Genomic DNA, 17,874 nt, shown 5'->3' with positions numbered 1-17,874 from the left:
CGGACAGCGGGACAAGGGACAAATCCCCTTTTAGGCGGCGCGGCCATTGGCCCCAAAACAGGGGGGCGCGGTAAGCCGCGGCAATTTCGGAGCATGCCACCGCCGCGCCACCAAATCGCCTAACGACTCAACGACGCAAGTTGCAGCGGGCGGGGCGATGCGCACGGGTGCAGTATGATGCGCTGGTCCAATCTATTTCTGGCGGTCCTGAGTGGGCTGACGGCTACGACGTTCCTACTTGGCGCGGTCCTCACTCGAAATATTGTTGTGTCAGAACGCAGCAAGGCCCGGACCCTGACCAATATTGAGAACGGTGGCCGAGCCAACTTGGATTTTGGTGTCGCAGACCTCCGAGGGTCGCTGCCGTAGGAAGTTGATCACCGCGGCGTTAGGACCCGGAGCGGCCAGTCGTCGCAGCGAAGCCAGCCGCCATCACCGCGCTCGCGGAGATGGGCAAGCAGTTGCGCGCGGTAGCCCCGCTCCATCGCTGGGGCTGGGGGCTGAAAGCAGTGGAGCGGGGAGTCCGGGGCTTCGGTCGGACCAGCGCGGAATCGATCGATGTCCAAGACGCAATCGATTTGCGCTCGTGATTCTGGCGAGCTGGCGGCCGACACATGGCGCCAATCGTTCAGACTATGAAAAACCTAACAGGTGTTGCCGCCGTGCAATTTGCGAAGCCACATTGCTGCCCCACTATCGACCTTAGCCGGTCATGATTTGACCAGCGGGACTGACTGGCTAGGCTCGGCACATTCTTCGGCGGGGGCAGTGTGCCGGGCCGCCCGCCTGTTAATGCCGTCCCATGCCACCGACAAAATCGTCATCGAGCCGCTCGCCGGCGATCACGGTCGGGCGCAGCCGAAACACTCGCTCTGATAGATTAGGACCCATTTGCGCTGCCTAAACGTTATGAGGCCATGGGCGGATCCGGAGGGGATCGCGGTGGAGCGAACAGAACGGTTCTTTGCTGGAATGGCCGTCCTGGGCGGAATTTGCTTGTGCGCTGCGTTCGCCGTGTGGATGCTCGGTCTGTAATTCGAGATACTAGCGGGGAGGAATTAGGACAGTGCTGCGATCAGTAATTTACCGGAATCCCCTCGGTGCAGTGCTGCCTCTAAGGTGACCACTGCCGGGGCTGAGTATTTCATCCCGATGAAGATTGTACCGGCCGCCAAGGGGCCGCTTTCAGAGCGGCCCCTTCCGATTCCAACATCCACGGAGGCGGTGTGAGTGTTCCTCTAGGCGAACACGCCGTTCTCATTCAGCCATTTGCAACCCCCGCCCTTCTCCTCAAGGTAGTTCTAGTTAGGGTAGCTCAAGGAACGGAGCCAACCATGCAGTTGTTCTGGGCCGAGAAGGTCATAGAAGCTAAAAGCGCGTCGACAGAGCCGTGTTCAACGTGCAGCGAGAAGCTGGAGTTGGTCCGAACCATTGTGGACGCTGGCACGGGCAACATCATCCACATGTTCAGATGCTCGTGCGGAGAGCGGACGTGGCGGGACGATACCGACCACTCTGAACGACATGCCGACCGGCTGTCTAACCGCAGCGTCATGCATTGAGTGCGAAGCGCCGGGAGGCGCGCACCTGATAACGCGCGCCTCCCTTGAAATCGTCAGGGTACGAGTGGTCCGTTGCCTTCACTAGCGCGGTTAGCTGCTGATGGGCCTTTACTCGCGAACGTCTAGACCATCAGACCATCGCACCGCTTTTCAACACCGGAAGGTTGAGGGCACAATCGCGCTAGGAAGGTCGCGGGTGCGTTCTGGCGTTGCGGTGGGTGACGCCGGGAATGGCGGACCCTACGCAATGGTCGTCCGGGTCCTCTGATTTCTGCCGAAAAGCGGGGTACGCGCGACCACGTTTATTCAGGATATTTGGTTCGATCCGTGGTTGCAGTTACAGGGAAGGCGGTGCGTCTTACTCAGCGTCCGCTATGCCCCCAATAGCGACCAAATTCGGCATCGCCGCGAAATGACGCGAAGGGCCAACAGCGGAAATCTGGCTTCTAAAGCCGAAACCAGGGGATTGTGAGATAAGCGCAAGCGATCATCGCCATTGGGGGAACGACCCACGCACACCATGCCCAGAACGGGGACAGGCGAGCCGGCAGAAGCGCGGCAACTATGCCAACAACGAGCGCGCCGACAGCGGCGGAAGCAGTCCACCCGTACCAGTACATCTCGGGCGCGAGGAAATCCAAGACGGGATCGGCAACATCCCGGGAACGATGCAGACCGAGAAGGACGATGCCTTGCGCGGGATAAACGGTAAACAGCGCAAGCCCGCGGGCATGTGCAATAGCGTAAAAGAGCGCGAAAGCTGCCCCATAAGCAAAAGCGAACCGCGGAAACATCGAGTTGGACATTACGATCCGAAGCCTCCGATGTTGTTCATAACGTGACCAACGAGAAAGGCCCACCAGACGATGAATGCAAGGAGTAAGGTCAGGGCAGTGCGTAGCTGATAGCTGCGACCATCAACCGGCTGATGCCAGCACGACCAGTATGCGGGCAGCACCCCCAAGCCGATGGCGGTGAAATCCTCCTTGAGATCAAAGAAACCCAGCGCATGCCAATGGTGATCGCGTTCCAAACTTGGCTGAACATCGACCTTGAAATACAGGTAGACGACAGCGCCGAGCAGCCACGAGATCACATACAGAACGACGATTGCATTGGTGAAGCCTGCACCTCGCACCGCGCGAAACCGGCCGAAGAACGAATACGGCTTCGCCCTGGCCGGCGCGCATGTTGCCAATGTCTGATGCGTGATCGCACCAAGCAAGGCCACCGTGACCAAGCCGTGCAGGATGCGAATTATTGTCCCCACAGGTTACGACCGTTGCTCTACGAGAACAGTGCCTCGGATGCGAACGGCTCAGCCGAGCCGGGCCGGTAACGTGTCAGGTTGAATTTTGTCTTCTCGTCTGGTGCGACATCGACCAAGGCGTAGTTGTATTCCAGTTGCGGGGGTTTGCCCTTCCAATAGAGGTCCGGTGGATAGTTGCTCGGCACCTTGATGCTCGTGCGGCCGGGAAGGATAGGGTCTTGCTCCGCGCCGCCCCCACCAAGAACCAGGTATTTCACGCCATCGACGTCATACAGCTCAGTAGTATGCACGTGTCCGTTGAAGACGACCAACTCCAAATCCTTGGCATAGGCCGCGATGGTCTTGTGGGGATTATCAGGCTCCGGAATGGGACCGAGACCTGCGCGGCAGAAGACCGGATAGTGGAAGGTAATGAATGCCTTTTTGATTCCCTTGGCTTTTGCGTCGTCCAGCCACTGTTGCAATTGCACCATTTGCTCGGCGTATTTTGGTCGGTCCGCATCCCAGAGCGACGGTGAGCGGTAGTCATATTTTCCGCTCCACAAGAAGATGAATCTTATGTCTCGGAAATCGAATTTGTAGATCAACCGCTCCGGCGTCACACCGAGCTTTTTCAGATAAGGCACCGCATCAAGCGTCCCTTCAATTTTTGGATCGCCCCACACTTCGTGATTGCCGACCGACATGAACCACCGTCCTTCGAGCCCTGCGGCACGCATCTCGGAATCTGGCCCCGGCAGTAGCTTGAGCATGGTATCGTTTACGCGCTTCCAGTACGGACTGTCGCTGACTGAGCGGCCCTGGTTGCCCCACCAGACGACGTCGCCGCTGTTGACCACAAATTTGGCGCGCCCGGCCTGCATGTGCTGCACGATTTCGCGAGAGACCCAATCGCCGCCTTCGAGTTGGAAAATGTCCCGGTGCACTCCGGGAAGCAGTTTGACGTCTTCGACAGTTGCACGGGTCACCCAACCCTGATCCACCGACAACGTCATGACCTCGCTCCGCGACATGAAGGGCATGACCACTTGCCTAAGCTCCTTGGTGACGGGGTCGAAGATCATTTTCACGTCGCGCTTCACGACTGCTTCCGCGACCTTTTCCGGCATGACCAAGCCGAACATCTCCACGAAGAGCTCGACGAGGTCGGTACGCCCTTCCTTGACGGGCAGGTACATCATGGGTCGCGAGTCGCCGCAGACGACAAAAGAGAAGCCGGGATTTGTCTGTTGCGCTGCCGCGTCCTTGACCGCCACGAGCGAGGACACCATTGGAAGCATAGCGAGGCCCGAGAGCAGGCCCCTCCTATTCAATCCGCCTTTTCGATGAGCCGAACTCACGTCGCTGAAGACAAGGTGCCCGTCCATCTGGCCGCTCCATCCGTCTATTCGCGCCATTTCACCGATCGGCGTTGCCGCTGCAGGTACGAACGCCAGCCGCCCAAGGGTGCTGCAATCACGGATAGCCGAACCGTATTCGTGCGCTATGCAACTTCGGCAGATTGGTGGTCTTCTAAGTGCCTTTGCTCGGGATGACCGTTTGCTTTGTTCCGATGTCCGAGTTGGGTCACGAGCGTCGTGTTCTGCAAAAGACGGCTGCCTACCAACTTCCGCTATGCCCCGTTAGCGACCTACTTGGTATCGCGATGCAATATGTCGCGACGGGCCAGACTCGGACATGGCCATTTATTCGATCACCTCGTCGGCACGGGCGAGCAACGCGGGCGGTACTGTCAGGCCCAGCGCCTTTGCGGTCTTGAGATTGATCTTGAGTTCGATCTTCGTTGACTGCTGGACCGGCATATCGGACGGCTTCTCGCCCTTGAGAATTCTGCCGGTGTACACACCAGCCAGCCGGAACGGCTCGTCGATGCTGCTTCCATAGCTAATCAGGCCGCCGGCCGCGGCAAATTCAAGATTGCTGGAGATGGCAGGGATCGCATGGCGCAGCGCAAGCATAGCCAATCGTTCGCTCCGGGCAGTGAACAATCCATCGGTGGCGATCAGCAGTGCGGTGGCGTGCAATTGGATTAGCGATGAAAAGACCTTATCAAGTTCATCTTCGCTGGTTGCCTTTAGAACGTGCAGCTCAAGCCCGAGGACGCGCGCCGCCTCCAACAGATCTCTCGATTCGATCTGCGCAAGCGGAGTGGAGGGATTGACAATCAGTGCGAAGACGGTTGCGCTGGGCATCAGTTCGTGGAGGAGCTGGAGCCGCTTCGGCCCAACCTCAACCGTCAGGTTGGTGACCCCCGTGATATTGCCGCCGGGCCGGCTAAGGCTGGCGACAAGGCCAAGTTGCACCGGGTCGCCGCCGACGAAGAACACGATTGGGATCGTCGTGGTTGAGGCCTTCGCGGCAAGGGCGGCTGGGGTGTTGCCGGGGGCTGCCAAGACGTTGATCCCAAGGCTGACCAGCTCGTCGGCCAGCTTGGGCAATCGCTCGGTGTGGAATTCGGCCCTGCGAATTTCGATTGTTGCTCGCGGCCCTCGACAATTCCGGTTTCTGCAAGGCCTTGGCGGAACGAACGGAGGCGATCTGGGCCCACCCCGGCAGAGCCAAAGACGAGATATCCGATCACCGGCATTCTCACCTGCTGCGCCCGGGCGCCGACATAGCTTGCCACGGTCGCGCCGCCGAGAAATGTGATGAACTCGCGTCGTCGCATATGCCCCCTCCGAGAGCGGGCCTTGCGCAATCCCGAAACTATAGCAGGTTCGAGCGGCAAATGGCGCGAAACGACGCCGGAAACTGATCAGGCTCCAATTTCCGAGATGGGTCACAAGCGGCGGTCGAGGCAAGCACACTCCGGCGTCCGGTTTACCGCCGACAGCCGACATCACAACGGCTTAAGCGCTGTTCGGCTTGGGGCCAGAAGGAGACCTGCTATCAACGTCAGCTTTCGGCGTAAGGGGGCCATGGCTTCGCGCTTTGGGAATCGTTATCTGTATCTCGGGTCTTTGTGATTGCTGCTCTCTGAAAAGGCTGCTGTTCCCCGCTCGTTACCCCAAATCTTGTTTCCAGCCCGCTTCGGATGCTCGCGAAAGTACTTATTCCGCTCTGTGAAGTACCTGTCGATCGCTGCCTTCGCTTCTCCCACAGATGAGTAGTCGCTATTGTGAAGAATGGCCCGGGCCATTCCGCTGAAGACGGCTTCAACGACGTTCAGGAATTGCGCACCCGCCGGCAGTGGCGCGGTCGCGACGCGGGTAGAGCCCGTCACCTCCGCCATCACATTGTTAGATACGATCCGACACGTGAGTTGCTTGGACATGTGCCAGGAAGCAGCATCCCAGGATAGATACAGTCGCGACAAATGGCGATTTTGAGCGAGCAGCAAGTCCAGTAGCTTGATTATTTCTGCCGTGTTCTTCTTGTCTGAGTAAAAATGGGTAACTTGATTAGTGGAGAGCTCGAGGGCGGCGGTGATGATCACAACTCCCTTCGATTTTTGCCACTGAGGCACGGTTGCCTCCTCGCCAGGAGCTACGAGCTTACGTCCACCGCGCTTTAAGACCGCGACCGGCCCAAATTCATCAATCGAGAAAAACCCTCATCCTCCCTTAAGCCTTGAAGTATGGATTTCACGCTATCCAGCTTGGTTCGATACTCGGGGTCTTTGCTTGTTAGGACCTGCTTGGCTTTCATCCATCGATACCCTGCCGCTTTAATGATGGATTGAATGTCCCGCTTGCTCAGCCTGACACCCGTCGCGTTCAGGGCTTCCTGAAGATTATCGCTCTTCCATGTTGCTCTATTGAAGCCAAAGCCGGACGGTGGAGAATGCAGTACTTTGAACACAGCCTCTCTTGCTTGGGTCGCTTCCGCTTCTGACTTCACCCGGTGTTTCGGGCCACGTCGTCGCGGGAACAGATCAGTTGTCAGCCCGCTCGCCCGATAGCGGTTATAGTATTTCCGGAAGGTCTGTGAGCAGGTTCCGTGGTACGCGTAGAAGTCGCGCACACTGCTGAACGCTCTGGACCTTCCCGTCTTGACGGCCTCATATTGCGCAATGAGCATGCGCCATTGGCGAAGATAATTTCTTTCGATCGTTCGATCGGCTCTCATTGATGCGCTCCTCACTGAAACCACAAGAGGAAGCCGAGCCCGTGAACAAGGCGGTCCATCCTGAGCGGCGAGCATGGACGCTATTGACGCAAGAGCGGAAGATTTCTGACCGGTGGAGGTCGCCTAAGGGTCATTCGCAACTGGTTCAGCCAGCAGCAAGTCCGGGTGTCGTCCGCTATGCCGCCCGAAGCGGACGTTCACGGCATTTTGTGTCAGCGCCTGCGCTTCGGCGTCCAGCCGGACTGGTAGATCAGACATTCGCTACGAGCGAAAACAAGTGTGAGTAACCAGTACCGGTACCTGACCGCACTCAATCCCGGGTGAGCGCCCGGGGGCCCCCTACCCCTCAGCGATAGCTAGCCACCGCCAGAGCCGTTCGACGGATGCGCATGGCGGCAGGCCATCCATCCTGCGGCTGATGTCGCCCAGCGCGCTCTCCAGAAGTTGGGCTCACCTTGTGGTTTTGCCTCGTGCCCGATCTTGTTCGACCAGAACGTGGCGCAGTTGAGCATACCTTGCTTTGTAGCCGGGTTTGAACCACCTCAGTTCAGTTGGCCCCTCAGCCTCTTTGTCCCAAACAAACCAGGCATAGGCAGTCGCACCGCTGCCTTTCGGCTCGACACCGCTTGGGTAAAAGGTAATGCGCTCACTGAAAACCCAGACGCGAGCGGGTGGCATCTTGGAAAAGATCGTATTCGCTCGGTTCGCACCTTCTAAGAAGGCCAACCGTAGGAGAAGAGCGAGCTTTCGCTTCGCCAGCTTGACGCCGCTCGCGACAAAACCCTCGGCGCAGTTATAGGGCGGATTGGTGATGACGTTGTCGGTCGTCCGCTCTGCACGGAGAAAGTCAACACCGGCTTCTCCATATCCACGATCATACAAGTCCGAACTGCGAACAGGTTGGCAAGTCTGCCCCAGCACGCGGGACATGCTGCCATCACCGCATGCGCACTCCCAAATTTCGCCGTTGAACTTTTCATTATCGATCAATGCGAAGGTTGCCCAAGCTGGCGTCGGGAAAAAGTCCGGTCCACCGAGGTCAGCGAACCTCTTCGCTGTCGGCTTGAAGCCGCCGTTCAGATTGTAAGTGAGATCGGTCACGCGAGATCTCCTTGCTGGAATAGCCAGAGTATCAGACTCCTTGATCTCGCAATTCCACAAGGCGCTTCTGTGAGTCAAATTGACTCACCCCTTCCCCATCAAGCATTGCTTCCGATCGCGACCTGCCTGGCCCTTGATCGCAATATCCAAATGCTGATCGAAATGGGAAATCTGCTAGGGCGTGTACTCATCGACTCGCAGATGTCCGATCTTGAGAGCTAAGCGGAAATATTCCGCTCGGTCAGAGTATTACCGGTTTTGACCCAACTGAGACGTTGGCGCGGGGCTTTTGTCCCGCGCTTAGGACCATGGCGGCTCTTCGCTCGCCCCGGCTGACTCGTGGTGGATCGTGACACCCGCCGAACGCAAGCCGGTCAGCAATACAGTTTTCACAGAGGCAGGATCGAATCCAATGTCCTTGGCGTTTGGTGGATGTGCCTCGCTGCCCTTCAATCGGAGCGCCAAGTGCAACTGCTCGCAAAGGTGCTGAACGGCGAGATTGATCTGATCGTCAGTCATGATCTGCTTTTCCTGCTACCATTTGGCCATCCGACTAGGTAGCACACATGAAAATAGGGCGGTACGGGATTGGACCGCCCCGGGGATCAACCCCATGCGACTACCCATGGGCAGCTCCAAATGGTCCGCCTATCGGGGCAGACTGGAAGTGACTGGCGGGCGACTAGAACGACGCTTTTGAAGCGATCGACGGTGGACAATGCATGAGGTCGAGGCAATCTCAGCTCACAGGCTCAAGTGCAACTTCAGGCAAGGATCAGCGACCGGGCAAGGAGGGCGATGCCACAGACAATGAGAACAACGCCGGCAAACCGGGCGACAGTAACTCCGCTTGGCAGCACTTTTTGCACAAGCACAATAGTCGCAAGGAACGCCACCCAGATCAGATTCATGACGCCCCCGACGAAAAGCAGGAGCATCAGCGCCCAGCAACAGCCGACGCAGTAGACGCCGTGCTCCACGCCCATGCGAAACGCCCCCAATTGGCCCGGGCGCATGTGACGTGGGATCCACTCGAGCGGCGACCGGCAATGGACGAGGCAGCGCTCCTTCAGCGGCGTGAACTCGAAGAGCCCCGCCGCGATGAACACTGCGCCACCAAGCACGGCACTCGTCGTCGCCATTTGCATGGATATGAGGCCGGTGTGCGACAGCACCGTCTGCGCCGCCGCCGCGGCGATTGAGAATGCGCTCCAGATGGCGAAGTAGCCGGCTATGAAGGAAGCGATCCGGTTCGCCGCAGTGCGCTTACGCTCCAACGCAGAGAAGAGCAGGATGGTCGGCGCCGCGCTCGGCATCATCATGCCGACCATCATCATCGCCCACATCAGCGCGACCAGGAAGAAATTGACTGTCGCATCCGCAATCTCCGCCGCTCTCGGACTCAGAGCGGCGCCGAGCATTGTCGACACGGCATCTCCGACCGGCATCCCCATCATCCGCGCCGCCATACCCTCCATCGTCTCCATCTGCAGCGATAGATGGATCAAGAAGAGCCAGGACAGCAGGCACAAGCCGATAAGGCTCGTTGCGACGAGCCTGTCGCGCCTCAGGGCGGATTCAAGCGTACTGCCTGTCAAAGCCTGTGCTCAGTGTATGACCCCGTTTGGCCCCATGTGCAGCATGCAGAAATGCGCGTGGCGGCCAGTCCAGTCATTCTCAATTGTGCCCATGGTCTTCGCCGTGCTACTCGCAAATTCCGCCTCGATATATTCGAAGCCGTGCGGCAGCACGAGCTTGGCTCGATGTTCTTCGCCGCTGACGGGATTGCGGATCGGCTCGCTCTTGACGTCAATGATTCCGGCGACCGAGAAATGGCCTCTCCGCTTCTCTTGGTCGACTTCGAACTCGATCGGCGCGAACACCGGCTCGTGGAAGGTCTCGGTCATCGCCGCGACAACGTTGAAGATAGTCGCGAACGGTGCAGTTTCCTGCCCGGTCAGGATCTTCAGGAGGGCTTCGCGCTGTTGCTTGTCGGCCCGCTCGTCGATGATAGCCAAGGCTTCGCCGTGCCCCTCATGAATGGCTCCCGGCCAGGCAAGGATCGCGGCAGCCTTCAGTCCATCCAGTCGGACCTCGCCGAAATGACCCTCGTCTACGCGCAGGGCCACGACCGCGCGGCAGTTGCCTCTTGTCGGCCGCGCATCGAACTGGCAGGGGCAACCCCAGTCGCAGTTGCAGGTGCCTAGCTCCGGTCCTTTGATCATCCAATCGACGTAGGCCATGGCAATCCTCCGATGGTTGACGATAGCTGACGAAGGAACTTCAATTTTGCCACAGGCGGCGGAAGCGATCCAGTGCCCGCTGCAGTGAGCGGACAAAGAGTCTCGTCGGACCGACACGGTTGACCCTATGCGCACCTGCCTCAGTGTCTGCTCTTGCGCCACAGTTGGAAAGTGACGGAGCGAGTGCCTCAATAGCATGGGGCTTTGCTGCGGTGCATGAGCCCGTTAATGGCCCTTCTGCGACCTCAGGCAATGTCCGCTCTTCCGCCGCTGTTGGGGGTTGAGCGGACATCAGTCGGCCAAGCCGCTTACTGAGGACACGCCCTAGTACTCAAGTGCCTCGCGGAAAATGATGTAGAAGACGTGCCACAGTAACCGGTACCGGTACCTTGGTCGCTTCAATCCCGACTTCGGCGCCGCGCTATGCCCTTTGGGACGGACCTATCACGTTCTTGACCACCATGGCTGCGATGCCCGCGAGCACAGCCTTTGCCATTGGGGACGCCAGGATGTCGGTGATCGGATTAGACGTTGACGCTTGCTCCTGAGGCTGAGGGTCGCCTCCGCCGAGCATATCCCGGAGCTGCCCTGGCGTCTTATGCAGATCAGTAAGCACCTGGCCCAGTTCCTTCGGTTCGGGCGCCACCTTTCCGGGCAGCGTTACGCCACGAGCGGCAGCGCGGTCCTGCAGCATCTTTACGAACTCCGCTCGTTCTTCCGGCGACAGTTTGCTCAGCGCCTCTTGCGCCGCCTGAGCGTACCGGTCTGGCGGGACAGCGTGTGACACTTCAGCATACCGCTTCAGAACCTCTTGATCGGAGTAACCTTGGGACGGGTCTCCTTGTTCGTATCGATCTACGAAATCGCTGTACTCTTTCTTGCGTGGCCCACCGGCGAGTAACTCGTCAAGGAATCCCATGTGCAGCACTCCCTTTTTGCATCAGTCGCCGCCACGACGACCTGATCGAATTGTCAAGTCCATGGTGTTCTAGCCGCCTTGTTGAAGCCACGGCGGTTTCCTCCAGACTGACTGGAGATCGGCAGCTATTCCATGAAGGGCAGAGAACCGGCGTTTGATCTGGATCAATGTACTGACACTTGCGACAAACCGTCCCTTTGGACAACCGGTAGCGGTGCCTGATCGCGGGGGGTGGGATCCGTCCCAGCTCGCGACTTCACGCGCTAGCGGCGGCGATACCCACTCAAAGCAGTGGCTCACGGCACGGGTCGTACTCTGGTCGCGAGCACTTGTATCAAAGGACAATTGCACTTTCTGGTGTTGTCCCGTTCCATGAGCACGCTGCATCACCAGCCCGATACGCCTTCCTCAGCAATTCTGCCGCTATTTGTGGCACTGCTGTTGAGGATCACAGATGGCGTCGTGCTGGCACAGGGGTGGCACGCATGACATCGATGGAAGACTTCATCCACAATGAGAATCTGATCATCTTCAGAAGACGGCTTGCCGATCCGAACATCACGGACAAACAGCGACAGATGCTCACAGGGCTGTTAGCGCGAGCGCAGGCACGAGACGTTCACGAAAAACAAGGCGAGCCCGAGGATCGGTAAGCGCGCCAGACTACGGGACTGGCAACCGGCGAGGAAGGCCATGTCTATGGGCGATCTGTTCCTCACGACGGCGTTTTCCTGACTGAGGTCGGAATTTTTATCGCGTTGGGCCTGTTCTGACAGCAGCGCTAACGTAGCGGTTATTCGCGAAGCGGCACCCGCGACGCACCCTATCAGCGATCATTGCGGAAGGCGCGGCGTCGACGTGCGGCCCGACTTCAGCTGGAATAGGCCTGTGGTCCCGGCTATGGGATACCGATGAAGCTCACCACAGAACGGCCCTACGCTCGCCGCCGGCATCGAGCAAACTGTCTCAAAAGACAAATGGCGGATTGCCTCCCATTGTTCCTCGTGAGGCACACCGGAATAGCTTTCGCGAAGCCTGTTTGGCTTCCATGCAGTTTGCGGGTCTAGGGTGCCGCCTTCGGTGAAGAATGCGTTGGCACCTGCGGCCGATACTTCGGCCAGTCCGTACCCATGGGCAGCGCAAAGCTTCGCCAAGGCTGTCAAGGAAGCGCCGTGATACCAGCCGCGCGGGTGCTTTTCGTGTCGATCGAACGCGGGATCGTAGGGCACCGTAATTGGCGCCAAGCCAAGGCTGGAATTGTATTCGACGCAGATTACAGACGGCCGAGTATCGATCAGCTCACGCAGGAACCAGAAATCATTGCCGTCGACATCGATCGATAGGACTCCGATCTTGGGGAATGCACTCTTGATAAATTCAAGATTATCGACGGTCAGGAAGCGCTCCTCGATCTTGATCCGATCGGGAAGAATGGCGCGCGCGTCCGCGATCTGACGAGCATTGCCGTCGACCAGAAGGCCGTGCCAGTCCGGGTTTTGGGCGAGCCCGATGCAGTTGAACTGGACGGGATGAAACCCGAACTCAACGAACGTTTTCGTCAGAATGCCGCGAGTGAGGCGATCAAGAATTTGCGTCTCATCAGATTGCCCGCGCGCGCGAAGCATCTGCGTACGATAATACAGCCGCCGCAATAGCGCGCTGTTGCGGAACAAGTTTCGCATTTCATCCCCGGCACTCTTCGCAGCCGCGTTCAACACGGCTTGCAACTGTTTCTTCTAGCTAGCTCAAATCGCGGGACCGAAGCCCCGCATTTTCGTCCCTCTACCAGGGAAGAAAGATCGCTATAAACACAAGCAGGGCAATGCCGACCAGCATCTCGGCAAAGCGCACGACGGATTTCGCTGAAAGCCTCAACATGGCTGTCGGGTCCGTTCACTTACTCTGACAAAGCCGTGCCTCGATTGCCTCGACCGCCATCTGACAGTCTTCGGCGACCTGCAAGAGACCGGCGCGCTCAAGATCCATCGAAGCGAACTCTGCATGCTCCCGGCAGATTCGCTCCAGCCTCCGCAATTCATTTAGCTTCTTTAGCTCGGCCTGATTGTTCTTCTTCATTCCCTCAGCCCTCGAGGGATGGCTACCAACAGGTACGAGTTCGGCAAATAGCACCTTAGGTCAATACGCCAGAGTTCCATATAATGGCCCGCCAGCGTGAACCGGCGGGCCTCTCTGCTCTATCGATATTGCTCAGGCATCAGGGCGCTGTAGAGCCTAGCGAGCGCGAGGCTTCCCTTGATCGCCCATGCTGCGAGCCTAATCCGCGCTCGCATGACTAGAGCCCGGATCAGGCGCATAGCTCAGGCTCCCGGCCGTCATGCTCGTGCTCGCGATCTTCACAGCCGCCCATGCAGCGCCAGTTCGGCGACTAGTTCGGGCGGTAACGGAATATCGAACTGGACTCCCGTCTTTTGCCTGCGCATCGACAGCTTGCCGCTCTTGACGTGCTGGCGTCCCATCCTGACGGCATCGGCTCGCGCGTGCCCAGTTTGTAGGATCAGCTCGAGCGCAAGCCTCGCGGGCGGCGTGCCTGTATTGGGCACGCTCCATCATAGGCGCGGCCGAAGCGTCTAAGCAGAACAGAGCCAACTAGCTCGGCACAGGACGTAGCGCGCGCCTGATGCGCGCGCCCGACGCGTCGGAAAATATTGAAGGCCGGGCGTGCGTGTGTGGCCACCTTGTGCAGGTCGGCGGTGTTCTGTTCAATGGCACTGACGAGAACGAGGGTTGCGATGCGCACGCTACGTTGGACAGTCGTGGTGGTGGCGACGATCCTGGCAGGCGCTCCGGCCACGGCTCAACGCTACGATCCCCATTATCCGGTTTGCCTCCAGAAGTGGGGGCAGACCGGCGCCATCGCCATCGACTGCAGCTATACATCGTTGGAGCAGTGCCGGGCGACGGCGTCGGGACTCTCGGCGACGTGCTACGCCAACCCATATCGGCCGCAGGCAGATCAGGCATCACCGGGCCGCGTCCCTCGGCGACAAGGCGTCTACTAGTCGGACGGTGTAGCCGCGAGTGCAGCTCCTTCAATTCACGTGCGTCTATCCACGAGTCCCGACTGCCGGTGTGCCCGTGCGCGCATGATGCGCGCCCCCTCAGAACTGTCTCAGAACTGTGATGCGCGGCACAGTCAGCACGGCGTGGTGTTCCTAGAACTGCATGATCCAAGACAAACTTTGCTGAGCCCGATGGGGACCCCGATGACCATCATCTTCCTGACAATCGCATGCGCGGCCGTTCTTAGCCCGCTGCTCTATTGGGAAGCGCACCACGCCAAGGTTCAGCCAATGACCGCCCTTCCCAACCCGCAAAGGAGAGCAGACCATGAACGACCGCGACCATTTGGAAGCAGTTTGCGTCGAACTTCGCGATGAGGAAGTCGAGGCCGTGAGCGGAGGGGTCTCCGACCTCGGCAAGTACATCACAAAGGCGGTTGACGAGGCTATCAGCGCTGCCATCGGAGGAAACTCCGGTAATCCCGGCAACCCCGGCATCCGACCCTTGTGAACGTGCCTGATCAGAGGAACGCCACCTCGATCGGCTGATGTCACGCCGCCACGTCCAGTGCCACTCCGAGCCGAAATCCGTCCAACATTCGGCTACGCCCTATAAGCAGTGCGGAAAGCGAAACCCATCGAGGTGTCGAACGACAAGCCTGATTGGTTTCGCAAGTGCTCTACCCTACGAACTAAGTGCACTGTCGCCGCAATTCAGAGCCTGGCCGAGACCTTCACGGTCACCTCGACGGTTCGCGTGATCGGCTGATTGAGCGCGTTCAGGTCCTGACGGGCATAGGTGAAATGATCGTCTCCGACATATCCGGCAGAGGAGACGTAAACCACCTGGCCGCCATTGATCGACACGCTCCCGTTGCTGGGACGCGAGACCAGCTTCACGCTGTGAATCGGACCTGCGGATCGCTGCAAAGCGATACTGCACCGCTTGCCGCTGACGACATACATTGTCCCGTTCACGGTCTGATTATCAAGCGTGCGGATGTACGGCACGACGCATGTACCGGCCAAGGCAGGACCGGTGAGTACCGACAGCAAAAGACAAAGCAGTCCTGCAAACCTGATCATGCTTCCCTTCCAAATATTGATCCGCGTCCAACGATAGAGCTGGTCATTTACAAAAACAATCAGCGCCCGGCTTGTGATCCCGCGCCAAATACCGTCTTTTCGCGACGTGGTTTGAGCGTGGAAAGGCTGGAGTGCCGTAGGGGCCTGCGTCAGCCCGTAGATGGGTGCACTACCCCAGCGGTGCGGCGTAGAACGCACCAGCGGCCGTTACTGAGTCGGGCAGGCCATGTATCGTCACAGCGTGAGCCCGATCAGGAGAGTGTGTGTCATTCGCGCGCTGATCGCTCTAACAGCGTCTCGTCTCGCAATGTCTGCCGACGATTACCAATCACTCCGAAAATTGGAGGCTTGAGCAACACAGATGCAACACGGAAGACTCGAGCTATTGATGTCATTCAATGCCGAGCGGATTTCGCATCCGTCAAACCGTGATTTTCGATGGTTTTGACCGGCTCAGCGAGTGTGCGCGCGGTCACGGAATAATCGGGGTGCTTTCTTCACTCTCCGCTCCATGGCCGCACAACCGGCGAGGACGAAGATGAATCTGGACCACGCTCTTAGTCTCATTACCTTCGCGAACGGAGTGCTGCTGTACGTGGTGCTCGTAACCACGCTACGGCGCCGGCTTAGGCGCACCCCGTTGCAAATCAGCCACAGAGGAAAAAGCCAGACGCGAGTGAAGGCCGCGGTGTATTCCTTGAGCCCACAGTCTCGGGCAGCAACGAGAGTGCAGCCATGACCAAACGCCAGCTCATGTTGACCGGAGTGATCTTTGTTTCCTTGCTGATGACCGGCCATGCCGTCTGGGATCACTTTTACGCCTCCGACAATGGGAAGAGCACTTGGCAGATAGCGTGGGACCACGCGATGGATCGCAAGGACTTCATCGAGTGGGTTCCAAAGGGCTTGAAGGCTCTGGGCAAGATTCACCTGCGGCCGTAAACGCCGCGAGCGTTTCGCAGCCTGAGTTGCGAAATGACTGGTGTTGTCCGAAGCACCATTCCGGGCGGGATGTTTGACAGGCACACCTTCCGCTGCGTGGGGATGAATGCTTCGCTCGACGGCAAGGCCACCGGCACCACGGTATGCGAGGCCATTGATGAGGATGGCGATAAGCGCTTGTCGTACTTTTCTCTTGGCAGTGATGGCAAGGTCGCCCGGGAGAATGTCGTGGGCACTGGAAAATACGAAGGCATGGTCGCGAGCGGCACGGTCCTGCCGCTGGGGCCGTTTCCAGTGATCAAAGCTGGAACGTTTCAGGACTGCAATCATCAGAGCGGCACTTACAAGCTGAAGTAATAGCAGCACGAGAAATGCCGCCATTTGAGCGGCGGCACTTCTTTTGCGAGGCACGCGCGAGCGCGCGCCAGTGCGCGTTTCGTCTGCCAAGCCTGCGGCAGCCCGGCGCGGATGTTCGGCCGGACTTCAAACTGAGGCCTCCAGTTGCGGCTATGGGATCTCGGTGAAGCCTATCCCAACGAGGTGCCTCTTTTGAGCAATCGTTCCTTCCCGGCTTGGGGACCTAGAGTTGAAATCGCCCGCCGGGCTTCCAGCCCCAGCCCCGAGAGCAGGCGACCCTACCAAGCTTCCCGCAAGGTGGGGTCGCTGCCTTGTTGGGGACTCGCGGAGGGGAATTAGGACAGTGTGAGATTTCTTTCATTCATACGGGAGGCCCCATGACCGACGAGAGACTCGCCCGTCTGCGTGCCCACGATAAGAACATCAGCCGATATCGACGCCTGCTTAAAACCAATCTGTCAGATCTTGAGCGCCAATTTTTGGAACAGCGCCTGAGCGAGGAAAAGTCTGCGGTCGAGAGCCTGACCCATCCTGCTTTCTACCCCACGGATTGAAGACCGTCTGGACCATGACGTTGCCGGTCTTGTTGCTGCCGTGACCGCGGCCGAGGTGCCGCCAGATAGACGATCGCCAACCGACCCAGGAAGGAACCCGGCGCGTTTTGCAGGGTTGGCTGATCAAGTGTTCGACTCTTACGAGTGGAGGTGATCCATGAGCACCGTCAAGACAGCAGCCGCGCTCTTTTTTGCCGGCACGATATCGTTGGTCAGTGCATCCGCTTCTGCCGCACCCCTGTCATCCCTTTCCGGATTAGCGAAATCGACTGAGAATACGGTACAGGTTCGCTGGGGTGGTGGCTGGCACGGTGGTGGCTACGGCTGGCATGGAAGAGGCTGGGGCATAGGCGCGGGACTTCTTGCAGGCGGTCTGATCGCAGGCGCCCTTGCTGCCCCTTATTACGGTGGCGGCTACTACGATCCTTATTATTCCTACGGCTACGTGTATCCGGACCCCGGGTATGGGGATCCCTACTATAGCGGAGGATACGGGTATCCACCCGCCTATGCCCCTCCGCCTCGCTTCTATGGGAGCCCCTACGGAGGTCCCTACTGATAGGCCCGCTTCGGCCCTGTCACAAACCTGTGGCATGAGCCTTGCTAATTGAAAACCAACTGGGATTTCAGTGCCCGGTTTTGAGACAAGAGCGCTGCCGGGGGGACTGGCATTTCGAGCCCGGCAGCGCTTGTCTTATCGGTACTCCTTGGCGCTGTAGAGAGCTTGGCAAGAGATTGCCCTTATCCGCCAC

Annotated in this window: 22 protein-coding genes; 7 read left to right on the top strand and 15 right to left on the bottom strand. The window is 58.7% G+C overall.

Annotated features, from left to right (window positions below; genetic code table 11):
- Nucleotides 1-2,008: 2,008 nt before the first annotated feature.
- The 11 genes from NLN62_RS40340 to NLN62_RS40290 all read right to left on the bottom strand — a co-directional run bounded on the left by NLN62_RS40340 (nt 2,009) and on the right by NLN62_RS40290 (nt 11,163).
- Nucleotides 2,009-2,368 (bottom strand): hypothetical protein, encoded by a 360-nt coding sequence (locus NLN62_RS40340; RefSeq protein ID WP_027527245.1) that lies wholly within the window; start codon nt 2,366-2,368, stop codon nt 2,009-2,011.
- Nucleotides 2,368-2,802 (bottom strand): hypothetical protein, encoded by a 435-nt coding sequence (locus NLN62_RS40335; RefSeq protein WP_027527246.1) that lies wholly within the window; start codon nt 2,800-2,802, stop codon nt 2,368-2,370. The genes NLN62_RS40340 and NLN62_RS40335 overlap by 1 nt, the downstream gene beginning before the upstream one ends.
- Nucleotides 2,803-2,849: 47 nt before the next feature.
- Nucleotides 2,850-4,199 carry a metallophosphoesterase gene (locus tag NLN62_RS40330; RefSeq protein ID WP_254112364.1) on the bottom strand — a complete coding sequence of 450 codons (1,350 nt, stop codon included), beginning with the start codon at nt 4,197-4,199 and terminating at the stop codon, nt 2,850-2,852.
- Between the two features lie 318 nt (nt 4,200-4,517).
- On the bottom strand, nt 4,518-5,270 hold the full coding sequence (locus NLN62_RS40325) for an ABC transporter substrate-binding protein (protein WP_254112363.1): 753 nt from the start codon (nt 5,268-5,270) through the stop codon (nt 4,518-4,520).
- A gap of 503 nt (nt 5,271-5,773) precedes the next feature.
- Nucleotides 5,774-6,373, bottom strand: a complete 600-nt coding sequence (locus NLN62_RS40320) for a transposase (RefSeq protein ID WP_254113832.1) — start codon at nt 6,371-6,373, stop codon at nt 5,774-5,776.
- Complete coding sequence (locus tag NLN62_RS40315; RefSeq protein WP_254112362.1) at nt 6,343-6,900, bottom strand: hypothetical protein; 558 nt, start codon at nt 6,898-6,900, stop codon at nt 6,343-6,345. Before NLN62_RS40315 ends, NLN62_RS40320 begins: the two co-directional genes overlap by 31 nt.
- Nucleotides 6,901-7,350: 450 nt before the next feature.
- Nucleotides 7,351-8,001 (bottom strand): hypothetical protein, encoded by a 651-nt coding sequence (locus NLN62_RS40310; RefSeq protein WP_254112361.1) that lies wholly within the window; start codon nt 7,999-8,001, stop codon nt 7,351-7,353.
- Between the two features lie 300 nt (nt 8,002-8,301).
- Complete coding sequence (locus NLN62_RS40305; protein ID WP_254112360.1) at nt 8,302-8,520, bottom strand: hypothetical protein; 219 nt, start codon at nt 8,518-8,520, stop codon at nt 8,302-8,304.
- Between the two features lie 245 nt (nt 8,521-8,765).
- Nucleotides 8,766-9,338: a DUF2182 domain-containing protein gene (locus tag NLN62_RS40300; RefSeq protein WP_198031915.1), complete on the bottom strand. Its 573-nt coding sequence runs from the start codon at nt 9,336-9,338 to the stop codon at nt 8,766-8,768.
- Nucleotides 9,339-9,608: 270 nt separating this feature from the next.
- The gene (locus NLN62_RS40295; RefSeq protein ID WP_027527251.1) at nt 9,609-10,244 is read right to left on the bottom strand and encodes a DUF1326 domain-containing protein; all 636 of its coding nucleotides are present in this window, start codon (nt 10,242-10,244) and stop codon (nt 9,609-9,611) included.
- Between the two features lie 421 nt (nt 10,245-10,665).
- Nucleotides 10,666-11,163: a hypothetical protein gene (locus NLN62_RS40290; protein WP_051390146.1), complete on the bottom strand. Its 498-nt coding sequence runs from the start codon at nt 11,161-11,163 to the stop codon at nt 10,666-10,668.
- Nucleotides 11,164-11,657: 494 nt separating this feature from the next.
- On the opposite strand from NLN62_RS40290, the gene NLN62_RS40285 reads away from it, so the two are divergent.
- The gene (locus NLN62_RS40285; protein ID WP_254112359.1) at nt 11,658-11,816 is read left to right on the top strand and encodes a hypothetical protein; all 159 of its coding nucleotides are present in this window, start codon (nt 11,658-11,660) and stop codon (nt 11,814-11,816) included.
- Nucleotides 11,817-11,996: 180 nt separating this feature from the next.
- Here NLN62_RS40285 and NLN62_RS40280 read toward each other — a convergent pair whose 3' ends face one another.
- The 3 genes from NLN62_RS40280 to NLN62_RS40270 all read right to left on the bottom strand — a co-directional run bounded on the left by NLN62_RS40280 (nt 11,997) and on the right by NLN62_RS40270 (nt 13,724).
- Nucleotides 11,997-12,881: a hypothetical protein gene (locus NLN62_RS40280; RefSeq protein WP_371260559.1), complete on the bottom strand. Its 885-nt coding sequence runs from the start codon at nt 12,879-12,881 to the stop codon at nt 11,997-11,999.
- 175 nt (nt 12,882-13,056) lie between these two features.
- Entirely contained in the window at nt 13,057-13,239 is a 183-nt protein-coding gene (locus NLN62_RS40275; RefSeq protein ID WP_035664644.1) for a hypothetical protein, read from the bottom strand.
- A 278-nt stretch (nt 13,240-13,517) separates the two neighbouring features.
- Nucleotides 13,518-13,724: a hypothetical protein gene (locus NLN62_RS40270; protein ID WP_027527253.1), complete on the bottom strand. Its 207-nt coding sequence runs from the start codon at nt 13,722-13,724 to the stop codon at nt 13,518-13,520.
- Nucleotides 13,725-13,913: 189 nt separating this feature from the next.
- On the opposite strand from NLN62_RS40270, the gene NLN62_RS40265 reads away from it, so the two are divergent.
- Both NLN62_RS40265 and NLN62_RS40260 read left to right on the top strand, forming a co-directional pair.
- Nucleotides 13,914-14,183 carry a DUF3551 domain-containing protein gene (locus NLN62_RS40265; protein WP_084801780.1) on the top strand — a complete coding sequence of 90 codons (270 nt, stop codon included), beginning with the start codon at nt 13,914-13,916 and terminating at the stop codon, nt 14,181-14,183.
- Between the two features lie 328 nt (nt 14,184-14,511).
- On the top strand, nt 14,512-14,694 hold the full coding sequence (locus NLN62_RS40260; RefSeq protein WP_027527254.1) for a hypothetical protein: 183 nt from the start codon (nt 14,512-14,514) through the stop codon (nt 14,692-14,694).
- A 203-nt stretch (nt 14,695-14,897) separates the two neighbouring features.
- Here the strand turns inward: NLN62_RS40260 and NLN62_RS40255 are convergent, their stop codons facing one another.
- Nucleotides 14,898-15,269, bottom strand: coding sequence for an Ig-like domain-containing protein (locus NLN62_RS40255; RefSeq protein WP_254112358.1), 372 nt, complete (start codon nt 15,267-15,269; stop codon nt 14,898-14,900).
- A 735-nt stretch (nt 15,270-16,004) separates the two neighbouring features.
- Between NLN62_RS40255 and NLN62_RS40250 the strand changes: the two genes are divergently transcribed.
- The 4 genes from NLN62_RS40250 (at nt 16,005) to NLN62_RS40235 (ending at nt 17,681) form a co-directional block, all read left to right on the top strand.
- Nucleotides 16,005-16,211: a hypothetical protein gene (locus NLN62_RS40250; RefSeq protein ID WP_027527256.1), complete on the top strand. Its 207-nt coding sequence runs from the start codon at nt 16,005-16,007 to the stop codon at nt 16,209-16,211.
- A gap of 33 nt (nt 16,212-16,244) precedes the next feature.
- Nucleotides 16,245-16,568: a hypothetical protein gene (locus NLN62_RS40245; protein ID WP_254112357.1), complete on the top strand. Its 324-nt coding sequence runs from the start codon at nt 16,245-16,247 to the stop codon at nt 16,566-16,568.
- A 377-nt stretch (nt 16,569-16,945) separates the two neighbouring features.
- Nucleotides 16,946-17,122, top strand: a complete 177-nt coding sequence (locus NLN62_RS40240; RefSeq protein ID WP_254113891.1) for a hypothetical protein — start codon at nt 16,946-16,948, stop codon at nt 17,120-17,122.
- Between the two features lie 157 nt (nt 17,123-17,279).
- Nucleotides 17,280-17,681: a hypothetical protein gene (locus NLN62_RS40235; protein WP_084801777.1), complete on the top strand. Its 402-nt coding sequence runs from the start codon at nt 17,280-17,282 to the stop codon at nt 17,679-17,681.
- Nucleotides 17,682-17,874 lie beyond the last annotated feature (193 nt).

It is taken from the genome of Bradyrhizobium sp. CCGUVB23, from assembly GCF_024199885.1.
GTDB lineage: Bacteria > Pseudomonadota > Alphaproteobacteria > Rhizobiales > Xanthobacteraceae > Bradyrhizobium.
Note: the sequence above shows the minus strand (reverse complement) of the source record. Positions and strands in the feature narration are given on the sequence as shown.